The sequence below is a fragment of the Variovorax sp. GW822-FHT04A09 genome (genome assembly GCF_058801005.1).
The window spans coordinates 493,310-506,784 of record NZ_JBXAMV010000005.1; the positions used below are offsets into that span (position 1 = coordinate 493,310).

At 68.4% G+C, this 13,475-nt stretch carries 10 protein-coding genes; 6 read left to right on the forward strand and 4 right to left on the reverse strand.

All coding sequences use genetic code 11. From position 1 onward, the window contains the following. Nucleotides 1–110: 110 nt before the first annotated feature. Nucleotides 111–1,343 carry an alpha-hydroxy acid oxidase gene (locus AC1RLW_RS25620; protein ID WP_493195578.1) on the forward strand — a complete coding sequence of 411 codons (1,233 nt, stop codon included), beginning with the start codon at nucleotides 111–113 and terminating at the stop codon, nucleotides 1,341–1,343. Nucleotides 1,344–1,414: 71 nt separating this feature from the next. Next, complete coding sequence (locus tag AC1RLW_RS25625; protein WP_493195595.1) at nucleotides 1,415–2,365, forward strand: tripartite tricarboxylate transporter substrate binding protein BugE; 951 nt, start codon at nucleotides 1,415–1,417, stop codon at nucleotides 2,363–2,365. 16 nt (nucleotides 2,366–2,381) lie between these two features. On the opposite strand, the gene xylB is transcribed toward AC1RLW_RS25625, so the two are convergent. The 4 genes from xylB to AC1RLW_RS25645 all read right to left on the reverse strand — a co-directional run bounded on the left by xylB (nucleotide 2,382) and on the right by AC1RLW_RS25645 (nucleotide 9,337). Beyond that, nucleotides 2,382–3,854, reverse strand: coding sequence for a xylulokinase (gene xylB, locus AC1RLW_RS25630; protein WP_493195579.1), 1,473 nt, complete (start codon nucleotides 3,852–3,854; stop codon nucleotides 2,382–2,384). Between the two features lie 70 nt (nucleotides 3,855–3,924). Then, nucleotides 3,925–5,106 carry a nucleoside hydrolase gene (locus AC1RLW_RS25635; protein WP_493195580.1) on the reverse strand — a complete coding sequence of 394 codons (1,182 nt, stop codon included), beginning with the start codon at nucleotides 5,104–5,106 and terminating at the stop codon, nucleotides 3,925–3,927. Nucleotides 5,107–5,295: 189 nt separating this feature from the next. After that, nucleotides 5,296–6,933 (reverse strand): S41 family peptidase, encoded by a 1,638-nt coding sequence (locus tag AC1RLW_RS25640; protein WP_493195581.1) that lies wholly within the window; start codon nucleotides 6,931–6,933, stop codon nucleotides 5,296–5,298. A gap of 79 nt (nucleotides 6,934–7,012) precedes the next feature. Next, on the reverse strand, nucleotides 7,013–9,337 hold the full coding sequence (locus tag AC1RLW_RS25645) for an ATP-binding protein (RefSeq protein ID WP_493195582.1): 2,325 nt from the start codon (nucleotides 9,335–9,337) through the stop codon (nucleotides 7,013–7,015). Nucleotides 9,338–9,453: 116 nt separating this feature from the next. Here AC1RLW_RS25645 and AC1RLW_RS25650 point away from each other — a divergent pair, with 116 nt between their 5' ends. From AC1RLW_RS25650 to AC1RLW_RS25665, 4 genes are all read left to right on the forward strand, one after another. Beyond that, complete coding sequence (locus AC1RLW_RS25650) at nucleotides 9,454–10,653, forward strand: threonine ammonia-lyase (protein WP_493195583.1); 1,200 nt, start codon at nucleotides 9,454–9,456, stop codon at nucleotides 10,651–10,653. 121 nt (nucleotides 10,654–10,774) lie between these two features. Next, complete coding sequence (locus AC1RLW_RS25655) at nucleotides 10,775–10,927, forward strand: hypothetical protein (RefSeq protein ID WP_169805104.1); 153 nt, start codon at nucleotides 10,775–10,777, stop codon at nucleotides 10,925–10,927. 151 nt (nucleotides 10,928–11,078) lie between these two features. Next, nucleotides 11,079–12,932, forward strand: coding sequence for a phosphoenolpyruvate carboxykinase (GTP) (locus AC1RLW_RS25660; RefSeq protein WP_159273427.1), 1,854 nt, complete (start codon nucleotides 11,079–11,081; stop codon nucleotides 12,930–12,932). Nucleotides 12,933–13,128: 196 nt separating this feature from the next. Further along, complete coding sequence (locus AC1RLW_RS25665; protein ID WP_493195584.1) at nucleotides 13,129–13,329, forward strand: hypothetical protein; 201 nt, start codon at nucleotides 13,129–13,131, stop codon at nucleotides 13,327–13,329. Nucleotides 13,330–13,475 lie beyond the last annotated feature (146 nt).

The following is a 13,475-nucleotide window of genomic DNA, read 5'->3' on the forward strand; positions in this document are numbered from 1 at the left end:
CTCTGTCATTTCGAAAAAAGCGAAATGATAAATTACCATAAATTCGCTTTTTCAAAACCTTCTGCACGCCTACAGTCAGCGCGGACCGAACGACTGACTGGATGGCGGACATGACTGTTTTCTCGCGTGCCTTCGATGCCCCGCGCACCGCGCCGGCGCAAGCCCCTGCTGCTGCCACCGCGACGCCGCGGCGCCTGGCCGGCATCCTGTCGCTGCAGGACTTCGAGCACGCGGCCCGGCGCCGGCTGCCGCGCCCGCTGTTCGGCTACATCGCCGGCGCGGCGGAAGACAACCGCTCGCTGGACGCCAACCGCGCCGCGTTCGACGCGCACGACTTCCTGCCCCGGGTGCTGGTCGATGTCTCCCAGCGCTCGCAGGAGGTCACGCTGTTCGGCCAGCGCTACGCGTCGCCCTTCGGGATCGCGCCGGTCGGCATCAGCGCGCTGTCGGCCTACCGCGGCGACCTGGTGCTCGCGCAGGCGGCGCAGGCGGCCGGCATTCCCGCGGTCATGAGCGGCACCTCGCTCATTCCGATGGAGGAAGTGGCCCAGGCCGCGCCCGGCACGTGGTTCCAGGCCTACCTGCCGGGCGATGCGGCGCGCATCGACGGCCTGGTGGCGCGCATCGCGGGCGCGGGCTTTCGCCATCTGGTCGTCACGGTCGACATTCCCGTCTGGGCGAACCGCGAAAACAACGTGCGTGCCGGCTTCACGACGCCGCTGCGGCCCAGCCTGCGGCTTGCATGGGACGGCCTCGTGCGGCCGCGCTGGCTGCTCGGCACGCTCGCGCGGACCTTCGTGACGCACGGCATGCCGCATTTCGAGAACTCGTTCGCCACGCGCGGCGCGCCTCTTTTCTCCAGCACCGCGATCCGCGACACGACCGGCCGCGACCACATCCACTGGGACCACATCGCCCGCATCCGGCAGCAGTGGCGCGGGCCGCTGATCCTGAAGGGCATTCTTCATCCGGCCGATGCGCGGCGCGCGCGCCAACTCGGCGCCGACGGCCTCATCGTCTCCAACCACGGCGGCCGGCAGCTCGACGGCGCGGCCCCGGCCCTGCGCGCCCTGCCGCAGGTGCTGGACGCCGCGGGCGAGCTGCCCGTGATGGTCGACGGCGGCGTGCGTCGCGGCAGCGACGTGCTGAAGGCGCTGGCGCTGGGCGCCAAGGCCGTGTTCGCCGGCCGCCCGTTCATGTACGCCGCCGCCGTGGGCGGCCACGCGGGCGTCACGCACGCGATCCGGCTGCTGCGGGACGAGGTCGACCGGAACATGGCGATGCTCGGCGTCAACGACCCGGGCGAACTCGACGCGAGCTGCCTGATCCCGCGGAGCCCCTGACCCGCCCCCCACTCATCCCACCCATTCCATCAATCCAAGAGGAGGAAGACACCTTGCCGAAAAACCCCACCCTGTTCGCCCTCGCCTGCCTGCTGGCAGCGGCCGTGCCCGCCCACGCGCAGGGCTACCCCGACAAGCCCGTCAAGCTGCAGGTGCCGTTCGCGCCGGGCGGCACGACGGACATCATTGCGCGCGTCATCTCCGAGCCCCTGGGCAGGCACCTGGGGCAGAGCGTCATCGTCGAGAACAAGTCGGGCGCGGGCGGCGCGATCGGGGCCGCCGAGACCGCGCGCGCCACGCCCGACGGATACGCGCTGGGCATCGGCACCGTGTCGACGACGGCGGCGAATCCGGCCATCAACCCCAAGGTGCCGTACAACCCGAAGGCCGACTTCACGCCGATCATCAACCTGGCGGCCACGCCCAATGTCATTGCGGTCCATCCCAGCTTTCCGGCCCGGGACTACAAGGGCTTCATCGAGGTGCTGAAGAAGAACCCGGGCAAGTACGCCTACGCCACCGCAGGCACGGGCAGCATCGGGCACCTGCAGATGGAGCTGTACAAGGGCATGGCCGGCGCGTCCGTCACGCACATTCCCTACCGCGGATCGGGCCCGGCGCTCAACGACACCGTCGCGGGCCAGGTCGCGATGATCTTCGACAACCTGCCTTCCGCCCTGCCGTTCATCAAGGACCGCCGGCTGATCCCGATCGTCGTGGCGGCGTCCGAGCGCCTGAAGGACCTGCCCGACGTGCCGACCTTCAAGGAGGTCGGCCTCGCGCCGGTGAACCGCATGGCGTACTACGGCATCGTGGGCCCCAAGGGCCTGCCCAAGGACGTGGTGGACAAGGTGCACGCGGCGGCGCGCAAGTCGCTCGAAGAGCCTGCCGTGCGCAAGCGCATCCAGGACACCGGCTCCTTCGTCGTCGGCAACACGCCGCAGGAATTCACGCAGCAGATCGCCGCCGAGTTCGACGTGTACAAGAAGGTGGTGGACTCCGCCGGGCTCACGCCGGACTGAGCCGGCGAACGCCTCGTCAGGCCACCGATGCCCACACGGGCGCCATCGCGCGGTAGAGCGCGCGGAAGGCCTCCAGCCGGGGCTGGTAGGCCGCATGCAAGGCGGCGTCGGGCGCCAGCACCTGGCGCACCGCCGGCGCCACCACCACCCCCGCCGGATCTTCCCCTGTGACCGCCAGCCGCGCGAGCCGCGCCGCGCCGAAGGCCGGGCCACGGTCGGCGGATTCGTACAGCACCAGCGGCACATCGAGCACCGACGCGATCAGCTGCGCCAGAAAGGCGGAGCGCGCGCCGCCGCCGATCAGCGCCAGGCGCTCGGGCCGCGCCGTCTGCGCGCTCAGCGCTTCCAGGCCATCGGCGAGCGAGAAGGCGATGCCTTCGCAGACCGCCTGCATCAGGTCGGCGCGCGTGGTGGCGCCCGACAGGCCGACGATCGCGCCGCGTGCGAAGGGATTGTTGTGCGGCGTGCGTTCGCCGAACAGATAAGGCAGCGCGAGCAGGCGCGACGGCCCGGCGTACGCGGCCTCGACCTCGGCCAGCAGCTCACCCACCGAGGCACCGCCGGTGCACGACGCCAGCGCCGCGAGCGGGCTCGCGCCGTTGAGCAGCGCCGCCATGCGGTACCAGCGCTGCGGCAGCGCGTGGCAGAAGGCGTGCACCAGCCGCTCGGGGTCGGGGCGGTGCGCGGTGTCGGCCACCAGGATCTGCGCCGAGGTGCCGAGCGACACGAAGCCGTCGCCCGGCCCGACCACGCCGATGCCGACGCCGCCTGCCGCGGCATCGCCCGCGCCGCCCGCAATCGGCACGCCGCGCGGCAAGCCCCAGCGCGCGGCCAGCGCGTCGCGCACGGTGGCGCAGGGCTCGCACGACTCGACCACGCGCGGCAGCCAGGCGGGATCGACCCCGCAGGCGGCGAGCGCCTGCGGCGACCAGCGGCGCTGCGCCTGGTCGAACAGCCAGGTGCCGGCCGCGTCGGTGACGTCGGTCACCTTCTCGCCCGACAGCTGCAGGCGCACGTAGTCCTTGGTCAGCAGCAGCGAGCGGGCGCGCGCCACGGCCTCGGGCTCATGGGTGCGCAGCCAGCGCAGCTTGGGGCCGGTGAAGCCCGCCATCGGCTGCACGCCGACGGCGCGGCGCAGTTCGAGGTCGGTCTGCATGAGCTCGGCCGCCTCGGCGGCGGCGCGGCCGTCGTTCCAGAGGATCGCGGGGCGCACGGGGCGGTCGGCCGCGTCGAGCAGCACCAGCGAGTGCATCTGGCCCGACAGGCCGATGCCTTGCACGCCGGCCATCGCTGTCGGGTGCGTGCGCGCCAGTTCGTCGAGGCCGTCGGCCACAGCGGCCCACCACTGGTCGGGGTCGTGCTCGCACCACAGCGGCTGCGGGTACTGCGAAGTGAGCGGCCGATCGACCGTGGCCACGACCTGCAGCAGTTGCAGGTCGGTCAGGACGATCTTGACCGCGGAGGTTCCGATATCGATGCCGATCAGCATGCGTGTGTTCCCTGTTCGAGGGCCGAAGTATCGGCGCTCCGGCCCCGCGCGCCGGCTGACGGCAGGTGGTTTACGAGCCGCTCGCCGGCAGCGTGATCGGCACCGGTCGCGTGTGCAGGTCGATGTAGAGCTCGAAGAAGCGCGCGTTGTCGAACTTCTTCACCACCGTCATCTTCTGCAGCGGCACGCCCGCGGGCGGCGTGGTGTAGCCGATGGAGCGGCCGTTGTCGGCGGCGCCGGGCTTGGCGACCACGTCGACATAGCGCTCGACGGTCTGCGTGGCGTAGCGCGGATCGATGAGGTAGGCCAGCACCAGCGTGTCCCAGATGTTCTGCGTGTAGTTCGGGTTGTTCTCGAAGCCGTTGGTGCCGCTGAAGCCGTAGCCGTTGAGCTTGCGGAACACCTCGGTCACGGCCGTGGGCTTGGCCGGGTGCGCGATGCGGTCGTAGACGGGCTTGGTGAGGAACACGGTGTCGGTCACGTCCAGCGGCACCACCACCTGCGGGATCGGCAGGCGCACCACGAACTGCGCGGCCTCGGGGTCGAACCACCAGTTGAACTCGGCGAAATGGGTGGTGTTGCCCGCCACGTCGACGGCGCCGCCCATGTAGATGATCTTCTTGATCAGCGGCACGATCTCGGGGCTCTTCTTCACGGCCAGCGCGATGTTGGTGAGCGGGCCGATGGCCAGGATGGTGATTTCGTTGGGGTTGGCCTTGACGGTGTCGATGATGAAGTCGACCGCGCTCTTGCGCTGCACCACGGTGCGCGTGGCGAAGCCGTCGGGCGAGGGCTTGAGGTCGGCGTCGGTCTTGGGCTCGGGGCCGCTCCAGGCGCCCAGGTAGCCGTCGCCGCCCGCGCCGGCCTTCATCTCGGCCTCGATGGTCGCGTAGTCGTGGTTGATGGCGTAGTTCTCGCCCACGTAGACGCCGATGCGCTGGCCCACGCCCAGGCGCTCGACCGACATCAGCGCGTCGGCCACGCCCTGCTTGAGCCACTGGTTGCCCGACACCACGCTGATGCCCATCACCTGCACCTTGCCCTCGGCCTGCAGCTGCGCGGCCATGACGCCGAGCTGGCCGTCGTCGCTCATGGTGTTGTAGTCGCTGTCGATGATGACTTTCTGCGCCACCGGCGGCGCGGCGAACCCGGGCGCCAGGCCGATGCCGTCATTGCCGCCCCCGCCGCCGCCGCATGCCGTGAGCACGGCCACGACGACGAGCCAGAAGGTCGTCACTGTCCATTTGCGCATCTGCTTCTCCTAAGTGTTTGGTTTCCAGCCCGGTTTCCAGAGGGACGCCAGGGAGTGAAAACGTTTGCGCAAACCTTTGCGCAAACGTTTGCCAAACTCTAAGTGGCAGGCCGCAGGCGTGGCAATGGGGTGCGGCTAGGGGTTTTCCGCGAGGCCGGGGCCGGCCTCGCGCGCGGGGTCAGGCCGTCATCAACCCGGGTTGGGCAGGGGGTCGATCAGCCGGTTCTCGCGCAGCGGCGAGCGGGGGCGCAGGAAGGGTTCGTCTTCTTCCGCCGGCGCAGCGGCCTTCTCCAGGCCCGGGGTGTCCGCGGCCTTGGCGGATGCCGCCGCGCACGAACCGGTGTCGCGCAGCCGCAGCGCCGCGGCCAGCCGGCCTTCAGCGGCGTCGCCCAGGGGGTGGTCGAAGTCGTCGGCCACGGCGCAGCTGGCATTGGGTGCAAAGCCGTCGCCGTAGTCGCCGAAACCGGCCTGGTTGACGCCCTTGAAGTTGACCGCGAAGTAGGTGGTGCCGCAGTTGTCCTGCGGGACGAACCCGTAGGGCTTGCCGCAGGTGGTGGCGCCCACGAGGTTGACCGTGACGCCCACGCCGCGCAGGCTGTTGATGACCGATTCGCTGGCCGAGCAGGTGCTGCGGCCCGTCAGCAGCGTGACGCGCGACAGGCCCAGCGTGGGCAGGGGCTGGCCGGCGCGGGTGGTCGTGAAGAAGGGCGTGAGGTTGTCCGCGAGCGTGGTGCGGTACGGATTCTTGTCGTTGAAGGTCAGCAACTCGAAGGTCTTGCCGTTCGTCGGGCCCGGCCCGGCCACCATGTAGGCCAGCTGGCTCGCGATGCGCAGTTGGCCGCCGCCGTTGTAGCGCATGTCGATCACGAGGTCCTGGACGCCGCCGTCCTGCTTGAGCGCGTTCATGGCCGTGACGAGCTGCGCCTCGGCGGTCGAGATGTGGTCGTTGAACAGCAGGTAGCCCACGCGGTTGCCGGCCGGCCCGATGGTGCGGGTGTACAGCACCGGGCTGCTCGTGATGCGCTGGGCCGTGAGCTCGATCGGACTGCCGCGCGTGCCGCTCACCTCGAAGGTGAAGGTGTGCTTCTCGCCGAGGTTCTGCGGCGAGATCGCGCGGTTGATGATGTCGACATTGGCCTGCCCGGTGCTGGCCACCACGTCGACGCCGTCGACCGCGACCAGCTTGGCCCCGCGCGCCAGGCCGGCCGCCGCCGCCGGCGAGCCCGGCTCGACGAAGGCAAGGCGGATGTTGCGCGGCGGCGAACTGCGCACCGCCGCCGTGTCCATGCCGTAGCCGACCGACACGCCGCCCTCCGACTCCAGGCGGTACGCCTCGGTGTCGAGGTAGAAGTGGAAACGGTCCTTGAGCTGGCCCGAGGGCGTGGTGGCCTGCGTCTTGAGCACGCTGAACCAGGTCAACGGCGTGGCGTAGTCCGAGGCCTTGAGCGTGGTGGGCACCTCGTTGTACCAAAGGTAGGTTTCGTCGATCCAGCCGCGCACCCAGCTCTTCTCGTTGTCGACGGTGCCGGCGGTGTCGGGATAGGCGCGGCCCGTTGCCGGATTGGTGCCCCGGCGCGGCGCGACGCACTGGCCGGCGACGGTCGCGGACGCGACGATGCCGCCCTCGCCACCGTTGCCCCCGCCTCCCGGCGCGGGCGTCGGCAGCACGCCGATCGGGAAGCCACCGCCGCCACCTCCTCCCCCACCTCCTCCCCCGCCGCCTCCACCGCACCCCGCCAGCAGGCCGGCCAGGGCGAGCGCCATCGCGCCGGTGGTGGCGGCCAGGGCCCGCGAGCGCCGCGACGCGTGTGCATTGCGAAAGGCCATCGGGGTCCTCCTGGCGTCCGCGGCGGCGGACAGTGCTGACTGGTTTTTGTTCGGGGCGCGGGGGCGGGACGCGCGCCCGCTACTGGATGAAGCCCATGCCGCGCGATTCGCGCACTTCGGGCTTGATGCGATGCTCGGCTTCGAGCTGTTCGAGAAACTCCGCCGCCGAGAACTCGGCAGCGAGGATGTCGGTCTGCCGCTTCACGGCCGCGAAGTCGCCCGGGCACAGCTGCGACAGCAGCGCCAGGCGCGCGCGCACCTCGCCGGTGAGCAGGGCCGCGTCGCCCGCGAGCGCCTCGGTGACGAACATGCGCTCACGCTGGGCCGCGGTGAGCGGCATGAACTTGATCTTGAAGGTGAAGCGCCGCAACGCCGCCTGGTCGAGCCGGTCGAGCAGGTTGGTGGTGCACACGAACACGCCGCGAAAGCGCTCCATGCCCTGCAGCATTTCGTTGACCTCGGTGACCTCGTAGGTGCGCTGCGCGCCGCGCCGGTCCTGCAGGAACGAATCGGCCTCGTCGAGCAGCAGCACGGCCTTCTCGGACTCGGCCTCCTTGAACATGGCGGCCATGTTCTGCTCGGTCTCGCCGACGTACTTGCTCATGAGGTCGCTGGCCTGCTTGACGATGAGCGGGCGCCCCACGGCCTTGGCGATGTGCTCGGCCAGCGCGGTCTTGCCGGTGCCGGGCGCGCCGTAGAAGCACAGCGTGCCGTGGCCGCGTGCCTTCAGCGCCTCGACGATGCGCGGGATCTCGAAGCGCGTTTCGACGTGGAGCATGTCCAGGTCGTAGGTGGTGACGCTGCGGCGCTCGGCAGGGCTCTTGTCGAGCGTGCCCAGTGCGAGGTCGGCGTTGCGCAGCTGGCGCTCGATGAGGGCCTCGACCGAGGCTTCGTCGGTCTTCGCAAGACCGGCAAAGCGCACGGCGGTGCGGATCTGCGCGGGCGTGAGGCCCTTGCGCTCGGCCAGCTTGGCGGTGAAGGCCTCGGACACGATCACGCCTTCGAGCGTCTTCTTGACGAGCTGCTCGCGCGCGCCGGGCGGCGGCGACTTGAGCTCCAGGTGGTAAGCGAAGCGGCGGCGGAAGGCCGGGTCGATCTGCTCGATGCGGTTGGTGACCCACAGGGTGGGCACGGGGTTGGCCTCGAGGATCTGGTTGACCCAGGCCTTGCCGCTCACGCTGCCGCTGGCGGGCGCGGGGATCTGCTCGGCGCGCGCCATGAACTGCGCGGCCTCGGTGCTGATGGGCGGGAACACGTCCTCGACCTCGTCGAACAGCAGCGCGGCCTGCGCGCTGCCCTTGAGGAAGACCTGCGCGATCTGCAGCGAGCGGTAGCGGTCGCGGCCGCTGAGCGAGTTGCCGTCGCGGTCGGCGTACTCGACCTCGAAGAGTTCGAGGCCCGCCGCCTGCGCGACCACCTTGGCCAGCTCCGTCTTGCCGGTGCCGGGCGGGCCGTAGAGCAGCACGTTGACGCCGGGCTCTTTGCGCGCAACCGCAGCGCGCAGCAGCGTGACGAGCATCTGCGCGTCTTCCTGAACGAAGGAAAAATCGTGCGGCGTGAGCGCGCTCTTGGCCGAGGGCCGCGTGAACACGGCCATCAGCTCGTTGTGGTCGCGGTACTCGCGCATCAGCACGGGCGGCAGCTTCTCGCTGACCTTCATGAGGTCGGCGAGGTCGGTGATGTTGTGCTCGGAGATGAGGTTCTCGACGAGGCCGATGCGCTCCAGCCGCGAGCCCGCGCGCAGCGCTTCGCCCACTTCGCTCGCGTTGACGCCTGCGATGTCGGCGATGGCAGCATAGGCCTCGGGCGCGTTGTTGACCTTGAACTCGACCAACAGCGAGCGCAGGTCGCGCTGATAGCGCGCGAGCGTGCCGTACAGAAGCAGCGCGCGCTCGGCCTTGTTGAGCTGCAAAAGGCCAGCGAGCGCATCGATGTTCTTCTCGACCAGCGTGGACTGCTTGCGCAGCGCGTGCGTGAGCCAGTCGCGCGTGACGGCCAGCACCGAGAGCAGGTCTTTCGGCTGGTCTTTCGCGTACTCGTCGAGGTAGAAGAACAGCGTGCCTTCTTCATACGGGCCGCGCCACACGCCGTGGCGTTCGAGCAGCGTGCGGCCGTCGAAATCTTCGACGCCCTTCCACGCTTCGTTGCCCGCACAGCGGCGGCCTAGGAACTCGCGCAATCGCTGCAACACCGCGGCGGGCCACACGAGGTGGCGGCCGGTGAGCGAGAGCAATCCGTTGATATCGCGCCGCACATTGAAGCGCGGCCCCTGCTTGGCGGCGAGCGTGAGCACGAAGTGCGAGCACATGAGCTCGAGCACCGGTGCTTCCTTGAGGCCGGGCGAAGGCAAGGCCTGCCCGCGCACCGCAGCAGCCACCACATCGACACCCGCACGCTTGACCATCAGGCAACCTCCTGCGAGGAAATACTTGGAGCGACCATAACGCAGACTTTTGGCTTCGGGAAGACGCCGAAAGAGTAAAAACCCTGATCCGCTGGATTCCAGCCACAATGCGCGCCATGGTCGGAATCGAAGCTATCCGTCGCGCCGCGGCGCGCCTGCAGGGACAGGTGCTCAACACACCCTGCGTGGAGTCGCGCACGCTCTCTGAAATCGTGGGTGCGCAGGTGTTCCTCAAGTTCGAGAACCTGCAGTTCACGTCCTCGTTCAAGGAACGCGGGGCGTGCAACAAGCTGGTCGATCTTTCTGAAGGCGGCACGCGCGGCGTGATCGCCATGTCGGCCGGCAACCATGCGCAGGGTGTGGCTTATCACGCGCAGCGGCTGGGCCTGCGCGCGCTCATCGTGATGCCGCGCTTCACGCCCGGCGTGAAGATCGAGCGCACGCGCGGCTTCGGCGCCGAAGTGGTGCTGCACGGCGACACGCTCGACGCAGCGCGCGCCCACGCGCTGGCGCTGGCCGAGCGCGAAGGTCTGACCTTCGTGCACCCCTACGACGACGAAGCCATCATTGCCGGCCAGGGCACGATCGCGCTGGAGATGCTCGACGCCGTGCCCGACCTCGACACGCTGGTGGTGGCGGTCGGCGGCGGCGGGCTCATCGCCGGCATGGCCGTCGCGGCGCGCGAGATCAAGCCCGGCATGGAGGTCGTCGGCGTGCAGACGCAGCGCTTTCCGGCGATGGTGAATGCCGTCAAGGGCACGCACCACGCGCAGGGCACGAGCACGATCGCCGAAGGCATCGCGGTCGGCACGCCCGGCGTGCTGACGCGGGAGATCATCGCCGCCAAGGTCGACGACCTGCTGCTGGTGGACGAAGGCGACATCGAACAGGGCGTGCTGATGCTGCTCGAGATCGAAAAGACCCTGGTCGAAGGCGCAGGCGCGGCCGGCCTGGCGGCACTGATCCGGCACCCGGAACGCTTTCGCGGCAAGCGCGTGGGCCTGGTGCTGTCGGGCGGCAACATCGATCCGCTGCTGCTCGCGGCCATCATCGAACGCGGCATGGTGCGCGCCGGGCGGCTCGCCCGGGTGCGCGTCAGCGCGCGCGACGTGCCGGGTTCGCTGGCCCAGATCACGGCCACTGTGGCCGAAGCGGGCGCTAACGTCGACGAGGTGCACCACCAGCGCGCCTTTACCATGCTGGCGGCGCAGAATGTCGACGTCGAGCTGGTGCTGCAAACGCGCGGTCGGGCCCACCTGGCGAGCGTGTTGAGCGCCCTGAAAGACGCCGGTTTCGAAGCGGTGGAGCAGCACTGAGGGCTCCTCGCAACCCCCTAGACCCGCCGACGGCGCCTCGCCGGTAAAATGGCGGGAGTTTTGTCATTTGCGGTTGACTGCATTTGATGCGTTGTCATTTGCGTATTCGAGGTATTTCCCGATGTCCCATCCCACCCCCGCCGAGCACGGCCACGCTGCCGCCGCCGAACATGACGCCGTCGAATCGGTCGTTCACCTGATGCCGCTCGTGCTCCCGCTGGCTGGCGGCGTGCTGATGCTGCTGCTGGCGTCGATCGCCGTTTTTCTCGCCTGAACTGACAGGCTTTCGCGCCTTTGTCCGCGGGCTGTGCGGCCCGCGTTGACGCAATCTCCCGAAGCGAAACGTTTTCTCAAACGGACCTCCGTGCCTGGTCAGGCGCGGCGCCCCGTTCGGAAAGACGATTTTTCAACTTAGGAGATTTCCGATGAACGCACCCACGATGAAGGGCCTTCCCATTCAGGCGCCCTCATACGTCAAGAACGCCAAGCTGATCGCCTGGGTGGCCGAGATGGCCGCGCTGTGCAAACCCGACGCCATCCACTGGTGCGACGGCAGCAAGGAAGAATACGACCGCCTCTGCCAGCAACTGGTCGACGCCGGTACCTTCAAGAAGCTGAACCCCGCCAAGCGCCCGGGCTCGTTTCTCGCGATGTCCGATCCGAGCGACGTGGCACGCGTCGAAGACCGCACCTTCATCTGCTCCGCGCAGAAGGAAAACGCCGGCCCCACCAACAACTGGATGGCCCCGGCCGAAATGCGCGCGACGCTGCAGCCCCTGTTCGACGGCTGCATGAAGGGCCGCACCATGTACGTGGTGCCCTTCAGCATGGGTCCGCTGGGCTCGCCCATTGCGCACATCGGCATCGAGCTGTCCGACAGCCCCTACGTCGCCGTCAACATGCGCATCATGACCCGCATGGGCAAGGCCGTGTACGAAGTGCTGGGCACCGATGGCGAGTTCGTGCCGTGCGTCCACACCGTGGGCGCACCGCTCGAGGCCGGCCAGAAGGACGTGACCTGGCCCTGCAACAAGACCAAGTACATCGTTCACTACCCCGAGACGCGCGAGATCTGGAGCTACGGTTCGGGCTACGGCGGCAACGCGCTGCTGGGCAAGAAGTGCTTCGCGCTGCGCATCGCCTCGAACATGGGCCGCGACGAAGGCTGGCTGGCCGAGCACATGCTGATCCTCGGCGTGACCAGCCCCGAGGGCAAGAAGCACCACGTGGCCGCCGCCTTCCCGAGCGCCTGCGGCAAGACCAACTTCGCCATGCTGATCCCGCCGGCGGGCTTCGACGGCTGGAAGGTCACGACGATCGGCGACGACATCGCCTGGATCAAGCCGCAAGCCGACGGCACGCTGCGCGCCATCAATCCGGAAGCAGGCTACTTCGGCGTGGCCCCGGGCACCAACGACCTGACCAACCCGAACTGCATGGCCAGCCTGCACCGTGACGTGATCTTCACGAACGTGGCGCTGACCGACGACGGCGACGTCTGGTGGGAAGGCATGGGCGACGCGCCCGCGCATTGCATCGACTGGCAAGGCAAGGAGTGGACGCCGCAGATCGCCAAGGAAACCGGCGCCAAGGCCGCCCACCCGAACGCGCGCTTCACCGTCGCCGCCACCAACAACCCGGCACTCGACGAAGCTTGGGACGACCCGAAGGGCGTGAAGATCGACGCCTTCATCTTCGGCGGCCGCCGTTCGACGACCGTGCCGCTGGTCACCGAAGCCCGCAACTGGGTCGAAGGCGTCTACATGGCCGCCACGATGGGCTCGGAAACCACCGCTGCGGCCGCCGGCCAGCAAGGCGTGGTGCGCCGCGATCCGTTCGCCATGCTGCCGTTCATGGGCTACAACATGAGCGACTACTTCCAGCACTGGCTCGACCTGGGCAAGAAGCTGCAAGCCTCCGGCGCTCAGCTGCCGAAGATCTACACGACCAACTGGTTCCGCAAGGGCGCGGACGGCAAGTTCGTCTGGCCAGGCTACGGCGAGAACATGCGCGTGCTGAAGTGGATGATCGACCGCGTGGAAGGCAAGGCGACGGAAGGCGTCGAGCACATCACCGGCGTGAGCCCGCGTTATGAAGACCTGAACTGGACTGGGCTGGATTTCAGCGCCGAGCAGTTCGCGACGGTCACGAGCATCGACAAGGCGGCTTGGCAGGCTGAGCTGAAGCTGCACACGGAGCTGTTCCAGCAGTTGGCGCACCATCTGCCGAAGGAACTGCCGGAGACGAAGGCTGCGATTGAGCAGCGGCTGGCGGCTTAAGTAAGCTCTTCTCGCGGGCTCATGGAGCCTGCGAAGTGCGGGTTTTGAAGGCCCAATAGAAAGCCCGATGAGTTCATCTCATCGGGCTTTTTTTGTTTGCGAGGGTGTCGTCCAAGCCTTACATACGGCGCGCCGGTGGCGGTCTGGCTTGGAGCGCGATCCTGTGAAGCACGCGCGCCATGCGATGAAGGTGTTGATGAAGTTCAAGCTTCTGGAGCTGCATGCGGTGTCGCGCGCTGAGTGGGATAGATGGCTTGCTGGAACGCCCTATTTCGAGCGGATCCGGGCTCGATTCTTTGCCGATGAGACGCTGGCGGCTCTGACGGGAGAGCTGCTTGCAGAGCTGATTGCAGTTGGCGCAGCGCAATCCGATGCTTTGGGAGTCCGCAACGCCTGATCCGATGCTTTGGGAGTCCGCAACGCCTGATTGGTGGTTGTCTGCTGCAATAAAAAAGCGCTGATTCTTTCGAGTCAGCGCTTTTTATGCGTTTGGCGTTTGCTGTGCGCAAAGCAAAAAACCCCAGTCATTGCTGACTGGGGTTT